We start from the raw sequence: 7,336 nt of genomic DNA, 5'->3' as shown, positions 1-7,336 counted from the left end.
AAAGCCCGAACCCGCCGGAGGCCGCCGGCAGGAGCAAGTCCCGCCGCCGATGTGAGGCCTATATGCCGACCCCCCACCCAAACGTCAAGCGCCGTTTTTCGAAAAAACGTCCGGGGATGGTGCGATGCAGCATCGCCGCTCGGTTATCCACAGCGCCAGGCCTTGCTGCGGCTCAAAAAACCCTTCGCGAGCGCGGTTTTCGGCGGCGACGGGAGTTCGGCGGGGCTGGACTCCCCCGATCCTGCGCCGCCTGCCCTCCCCTTCGGCCTGCGCCGCCGCGCGGCGCAGGCGCGGCTCAGGGGCGAAGCGCTTGGCGTCATGGAGCTTTTCGGGCGCGCGGCGAGGGTTTCCCCGCTTTTCAAGCGGCGGCGCCGGTATATAGTCGCAACGTCCCCGCCACGCTGCGCATGGGCGCCCTGCATCTTACATGTGGGCCGCTGCGATGGCCCGGAGTGTCTCGATGTCGTCGCGTTATCCCCTGGCCGTCCTGTCGCTCGGCCTCGCTCTGGCCGGCTCGGCGCCGGCTTCGCCCCAGTCCGCCCCCCCTGCCCCGAAGGCCGGAGCCAGCGGCGCCGCGCCGCTTCGCGCCGCCCCCGTGACGGTGGGCAAGGCGGAGCGTCGGCCCATGCCGGTGCGCTTCGACACGATCGGCAACGTCCAGCCGATGGCCAGCGTCACCGTCCGCAGCCGCGTCGAAAGCCAGATCCTGGCCGTGCCCTTCGAGGACGGCTCGCGCGTCAAGAAGGGAGACCTGCTGTTTCAGCTCGACTCCCGGCAGGTCGAGGCGCTGATCCGCCAGGCGGAAGCGAATATCGCGCGGTCCCGCGCCCAGCTCGAGCAGGCCCAGCGGGACGTGCGGCGCAACGAGCAGCTGGCGGCCAACGAATACGCCTCGCGGCAGAAGCTCGACGACAGCCGCACCGCGGTGCAGTCGATCACCGCGCAGATCCAGGCCGACGAAGCCGCGATCGAGAACCTCAAGGTCCAGCTCAGCTTCTATACGATCCGGGCGCCGCTCGACGGGCGCATCGGGGTCGCGGCCCTGAAGGCCGGCAACATCGCCAAGACCGGAGACGGCTCGCTGGCGCTGGCGACCATCAACCAGATCAGCCCCGTCTATGTCTCCTTCGCGATGCCGCAAAGGCTGATGCCGGAGCTGCGCGAGGCCATGACCGACGGCAAGGCGAGCGTGATCGCGACGCCCCAGGGATCCAAGGTCGGCGCGGAGGGCCGCATCGCGGTGTTCGACAACACCGTGGACGGGACCACCGGCACGATCACCATGAGGGCGGTGTTCGAGAACGGGAACGAGCTGCTCTGGCCAGGAGCCCTGTGCAATGTCCGGGTGATCCTGAAGGTCGACCCGCAAGCCGTGGTGGCGCCGCGCGAGGCGGTGCAGACGAGCCAGACGGGCGTGTTCGTGTTCGTGGTGACAGACAATGTCGCGAAGGTGCGCCCCGTCAAGGTGGCCCGGCTGGTCGACGGCTACGCGGTCATCGAGAGCGGCCTAGAGGGCGGGGAAACGGTCGTCGTCGACGGCCAGCTGCTGCTCACGGACGGCTCCAGGGTGGAGCCGAGGACCAGGGGCGCTCCCGGCGCCGGGGCGACGAGCGGCGCAGCCCCGAGCGACGCGCCGCCCTCGAACGCCGGCAAGGGAGCCTGAGCATGTCGCTCCCCGAGCTCTGCATCCGCCGCCCGGTGATGACGACGCTGATCACGCTGTCCTTCATCATTTTCGGGCTCTTCGCCTATCGGCAACTGCCGGTGGCCGCCCTGCCCCGCGTCGACTTCCCCACGATCAGCGTCACCGCCGCCCTGCCCGGCGCCAGCCCGGAGACCATGGCGGCCTCGGTCGCGGCTCCGCTCGAGCGGCAGTTCTCCAACATCTCCGGCATCTCGTCGATGACCTCCCTGTCGACCCAGGGCTCGACGAACATCGTGATGCAGTTCGATCTGGACCGGAACATCGACGGCGCGGCGCTGGACGTGCAGTCCTCCATCAGCGCGGCCGTGCGGCGGCTGCCGGCCGACCTGCCCAATCCGCCGAGCTTCAGGAAGGTCAACCCGGCCGACCAGCCGATCCTGTTCCTGGTGGTGACGTCGGCCACCCAGCCGCTGTCGGTGGTCAACGACTACGCCGAAACGGTGCTGCAGCAGCAGATCTCGCAGATTCCCGGCGTGGCGCAGGCGCTGATCTTCGGCGCGCAGAAATACGCCGTGCGGATCATGGTCGATCCCGAGGCGCTCTCGGCCAGGGGCCTGTCCTTCACGGACCTGCGCTCGGCCGTCTCGGCGGCCAACTCCAACCAGCCCACCGGCACGCTGCGCGGCGAACGCCAGCGCGTGACGATCGAGGCGACCGGACAGCTTCGCAAGGCGGCCGACTACAACGACCTCATCGTGGCCACGCGCAACGGAGCGCCGGTGCGCCTGGAGGACGTGGCCGCCACGAAGGACTCCGTCGAGAACGACGAGCAGTCGAGCTGGTACAACGACCAGCGCTCCCTGATCGTGGCGGTGTTCCGCCAATCGGACGCGAACACCGTGGAGGTGGTGGACCGGATCCGGGACAAGATCGCGAGCTACCGTGAGCAGTTGCCGGCCTCGATCGGCCTGCACGTGCTGAACGACCGTTCGCTGCCCATCCGCGAGGCGGTCCACGACGTCCAGTTCACGCTGATGCTGTCGGTCGCGCTCGTCGTCCTTGTCATCTTCCTGTTCCTGAAGTCCATCGCGGCGACCATCATCCCGACGCTCGCCCTGCCGGTGTCGCTGATCGGCACTTTCGCGGCGATGTATGTGATGGGCTACTCGATCGACAACATCTCGCTGCTGGCGCTGACGCTGTCGGTCGGGTTCGTCGTCGACGACGCCATCGTCATGCTTGAGAACATCGTCCGGCATATCGAGGAGGGCATGAAGCCCTTCCAGGCGGCGCTCGTCGGCTCGCGCGAGATCGGCTTCACGATCGTCTCCATCACCCTGTCGCTCGTCGCCGTGTTCATTCCGGTGTTCTTCATGGGCGGCGTCGTGGGCCGCGTCTTCCGTGAATTCGCCGCGACCATCTCGGTGGCGATCCTGGTCTCCGGCTTCGTGTCGCTGACGCTGACGCCCATGCTGTGCGCCCGCATCCTGAAAGGGCACGACGCCCACGCGAGGCCCGGCCTGTTCTCACGCATGGTCGACGCCGTCATCAACGGCATGCTGACGAGCTATCGCGTCACGCTGGACCTCGTTCTGAAGGCGCGCATCCTCGTGCTCCTGCTCACCATCGCGTCGGTCTTCGCGACGGTGAAGCTCTACATGGACACGCCGAAAGGGTTCTTCCCGATCGAAGACACGGGCCTGATCCGCGGGGCGACGGAGGGACCGCCCGACACCTCCTTCGAGGCGATGTCGGCGCGCCAGCAGCTCCTCAACGAGATCGTCAAGGCGGACCCCGCCGTCGACTACCTGACGTCGAATTCGGGCTTCGGCGGCGTGAACCAGGGCTTCATGTTCGTGGCGTTGAAGCCGCGCGAGCAACGCGACCCGGTCAATGTCGTGATCGCGCGCATCAGGCGACAGGTCGCGGCCATTCCGGGCATCACGCTGGTGATGCAGCCGGTGCAGAACATCAACCTGAACTCGGGCCGCCAATCGCGCGCTCAGTACCAGTACACGCTGCAGAGCGCCGACCTCGGCGCTCTCTACAAGGCTGCGCCCGACATGCGGGCGAGGCTGACGCAGCTGGAGAACCTGCGGGACGTGAACATCGACCTGCAGCTCTCCAACCCGCAGGCGATGGTCGAGCTCGATCGGGAGAAGGCGGCGCAATACAGTGTCAGCTCCGACCAGCTCCGGCAGACGCTCTACAGCGCCTTCGGATCGCGCCAGATCTCAACCATCTTCACGCCCGCCAACGACTACCAGGTGATCATGGAGGCGAACCGCACGTTCCAAACGGATCCGGCGGCCCTGTCGCGGATGTTCGTGCGCAACAGCAACAACCAGAACGTACCATTGGACGCCATCGCGACCGTCACCCGGGCGGTGGGGCCGCTCTCGGTGAGCCGGCAATCTCAGCAGCCGGCCGTCACGATCTCGTTCAATACGGCGCCGGGGGTGTCCCTCGGCGAAGCCGTGGACGCGATCAAGCGCGTCGAGCGCGAGGCGGGCCTGCCGGCGTCCATCACGACGGGGTTCGCGGGCTCCGCGCAGCTGTTCCAGGACGCCCTGAAGGGCCAGGGCCTGCTGATCATGGCGGCCGTGCTGGTCATCTACATGGTGCTGGGCGTGCTCTATGAGAGCTTCATCCACCCGATCACCATCCTGTCCGGCCTGCCCTCGGCCGGTTTCGGGGCGTTGCTGGCGCTCCAGTATTATGGCCTCGACCTTTCGGTGATCGCGATCATCGGCATCCTGATGCTGATCGGCATCGTCAAGAAGAACGCGATCATGATGGTGGATTTCGCCATCGAACGACGCCGCGAGGGCGCGGATGCGCTCACCGCCGTCCGGGAGGCCGCCCTGCTGCGCTTCCGGCCGATCATCATGACCACCTTCGCGGCGCTTCTCGGCACCCTGCCGATCGCGCTCGGGTCCGGGGCGGGCTCCGAACTGCGCCAGCCGCTCGGCATCGCGGTCGTGGGCGGCCTGTGCGTCTCGCAGCTCCTGACGCTGTACATCACCCCGGTGGTCTACTTCTACCTGGACAAGATCGAGACGATGATCTCGGGGCAGAAGCGGCGCCAGCCGGTCGAGCCCGAGGCGCAGATCGGACCCGCCGCCGCGGCGCCGAGCGGCGCGGCCTACCAGAAGGCCGATTGAAGATTCAACGTTGGCGCGCCAGCGCCGAGCCTGTCCGAAAGGTATTCGAAAGGTTAACGAAAGCTCCCGGCGTGGAGTCGCCGTTAACGCTCGATTGAACATGTCGTTGCCGGCCTGATCGAAGTCAGCCAGAAAGGTCTTCAGCTTCACGATCGAACATGCGTGGCGTTTTGATGCGTAGAGTCAGGTGGCGTTGCCCTGCGGGCGAGGAGGCGGATCCCTCGATCCGCGCGCCGGCGCTCGGTCGATCGGTTCGCACGCCCGGGAACGCGATGAAGGCGCTCGCCGCCTTCCTGCTGGGCCTGACGCTGGGGGTCACCTTCATCATCTTCGGCGAGACCGCCGTAAACCACATCCCCGGCCAGGAGCCCGCCAGCGTCTGGGGCGATCACCCCGCCCTGCGTCACTGACCGGGACGGCGGGGCGCCTCAGGACCTCAACTCGGGGAGATCCCTGAACAGGTCGAGCGCCTCGGCGTTGGCCAGCGCCTCCTTGTTCTTCACCTCGCGGCCGTGCACGACGTCCCGCACGGCCAGCTCGGTGATCTTGCCCGACTTCGTGCGCGGAATATCGGCGACGGCGACGATCTTCGCCGGAACGTGGCGCGGGCTGGCCCCCGCGCGGATCCTGGTGCGGATACGCTGCTGGAGGGCGTCGTCGAGCGTCGCCCCGGGCGCCAGGCGCACGAACAGGACGACCCTGACGTCGTTGTCCCAGTCCTGCCCGATCGCGAGCGCCTCGACGACCTCCGGGATCTGCTCCACCTGGGCGTAGATCTCCGCCGTGCCGATCCGCACGCCTCCGGGGTTCAGCGTGGCGTCCGAACGGCCGTGAATGATCAGCCCCCCATGAGGCGTCCACTCGGCGAAGTCGCCATGGCACCAGACGCCGGGGAAGCGATCGAAATAGGCCGCGTTGTATTTCACCGCGCCGGGGTCGTTCCAGAACATGATCGGCATCGACGGGAAGGAGCGGGTGCAGACCAGTTCGCCCTTGCCTTGCCTGAGCGGGCGGCCGGACTCGTCCCAGACGTCGACGGCCATGCCGAGGCCCGGCGCCTGCAATTCGCCCCGATAGACGGGGCTGGTCGGATCGCCGAGGACGAAGCAGGAGACGATGTCGGTGCCGCCCGAGACGGACGCCAGATGAATGTCGGGCTTCACGGCCTCGTAGACATAGTCGAAGCTCTCGGGGGCCAGGGGCGAACCGGTCGAGGCCATGAGGCGCACCGTCGAGAGGTCATGCGTGTCGCGGGGCCTGAGCTCGGCCTTCTTGCAGGCGTCGATGTATTTGGCGGAGGCGCCGAACACGCCGAAGCGTTCGGCCTGCGCGTAGTCGAACAGCGTCGTCGGCGACGGGTGGAAGGGCGACCCGTCGAACAGCATCAGCGCAGCCTTGCTGGCCAAGGCCGAGACGAGCCAGTTCCACATCATCCAACCGCAGGTGGTGAAATAGAACACGCGGTCGTCCGGGCGGATGTCGCACTGGAGCTGATGCTCCTTCAGATGCTGGAGCAGCGTCCCGCCTGCGCCATGCACGATGCATTTGGGGGCGCCCGTCGTTCCCGACGAATAGAGAATGTAGAGCGGGTGATTGAAGGGCAGCCGCAGGAAGGTGGGGGCTTTCGCCGCGAAGCTGTCGAGCGCCGCCGTGAGCGACACCGCCCGCGGCAGCGACGCGGCGACGGCCTCGGCGTCTCCGAGGTAGTCGACGATGGCCACGGTTGCGGCCGTCGGCAGTTGCGGGACGATGTCCGCCAGCTTGTCGACGATCGGCAGGCGCTTGCCGGCGTACCAGTAGCCGTCGCAAGCGATGAACAGCTTCGGCTCGATCTGGCCGAAGCGGTCGAGCACGCCCCTGACCCCGAAATCCGGCGAGCAGGACGACCAGGTGGCCCCCAGGGAGGCGGCCGCCAGCATCAGCGCCACCGCGTCGGGCAGATTCGGCGTCATGGCGGCGACGCGGTCGCCGACGCCGACGCCCAGCGACGCCATCCATTGCTGGGCCTGCGACACACGGTCCTGCAGGTCGCGCCAGCTGAGGCGCGCCTTGGCCTTGTCTTCGCCACGAAACACGATGGCGTCGCCGTCGTCGCTGCGGCTCAGCAGGTTCTCGGCGAAGTTCAGCCGGGCGTCCGGGAAATAGGAGGCGCCCGGCATGCGGTCGTCCGCCAGGACCCTGGCCCCCTTCTCGCCCTTCACGCCGGCGAAGTCCCAGACGAGCGACCAGAACGCCTCGCGCCGATCGATCGAGGCGGCGTGCAGCTCGGCGTAGGTCTTCAGGCTCAACCCTTCGCGGGCGTTGAAGGCGTCGCGAAAACGGATGAGAGCGGTCGATGCGACGCGCTCTGCGCTCGGGGTCCACAGCGGACGGTCGGCGAAGGACATTGTTCGGCCTTTTTATCGGCTCAGCGGTAAGCCGCCTTCACCGGATAGCGAAAACGTCGACGCGGCGAAAGTCCCCATGCAGCGCCTGACGGCTTAGTTCGCGGTGGACAATCGACGACGCCCGTTCCAAGGGAGGATGC

Annotated in this window: 4 protein-coding genes; 3 read left to right on the top strand and 1 reads right to left on the bottom strand. The window is 67.6% G+C overall.

All coding sequences use genetic code 11. The features are described 5' to 3' along the window. Window positions 1-460: 460 nt before the first annotated feature. The 3 genes from ACYVO7_RS24170 to ACYVO7_RS24160 all read left to right on the top strand — a co-directional run bounded on the left by ACYVO7_RS24170 (window position 461) and on the right by ACYVO7_RS24160 (window position 5,219). Window positions 461-1,663, top strand: coding sequence for an efflux RND transporter periplasmic adaptor subunit (locus tag ACYVO7_RS24170; RefSeq protein ID WP_460452327.1), 1,203 nt, complete (start codon window positions 461-463; stop codon window positions 1,661-1,663). A gap of 2 nt (window positions 1,664-1,665) precedes the next feature. Further along, complete coding sequence (locus ACYVO7_RS24165) at window positions 1,666-4,809, top strand: efflux RND transporter permease subunit (RefSeq protein WP_460452326.1); 3,144 nt, start codon at window positions 1,666-1,668, stop codon at window positions 4,807-4,809. A 272-nt stretch (window positions 4,810-5,081) separates the two neighbouring features. Next, entirely contained in the window at window positions 5,082-5,219 is a 138-nt protein-coding gene (locus ACYVO7_RS24160) for a hypothetical protein (RefSeq protein WP_460452325.1), read from the top strand. 18 nt (window positions 5,220-5,237) lie between these two features. On the opposite strand, the gene ACYVO7_RS24155 is transcribed toward ACYVO7_RS24160, so the two are convergent. Further along, window positions 5,238-7,196, bottom strand: a complete 1,959-nt coding sequence (locus ACYVO7_RS24155; protein ID WP_460452324.1) for an acetoacetate--CoA ligase — start codon at window positions 7,194-7,196, stop codon at window positions 5,238-5,240. Between the last annotated feature and the right edge of the window lie 140 nt (window positions 7,197-7,336).

Source organism: Alsobacter sp. SYSU BS001988 (assembly GCF_054796215.1).
Note: the sequence above shows the minus strand (reverse complement) of the source record. Positions and strands in the feature narration are given on the sequence as shown.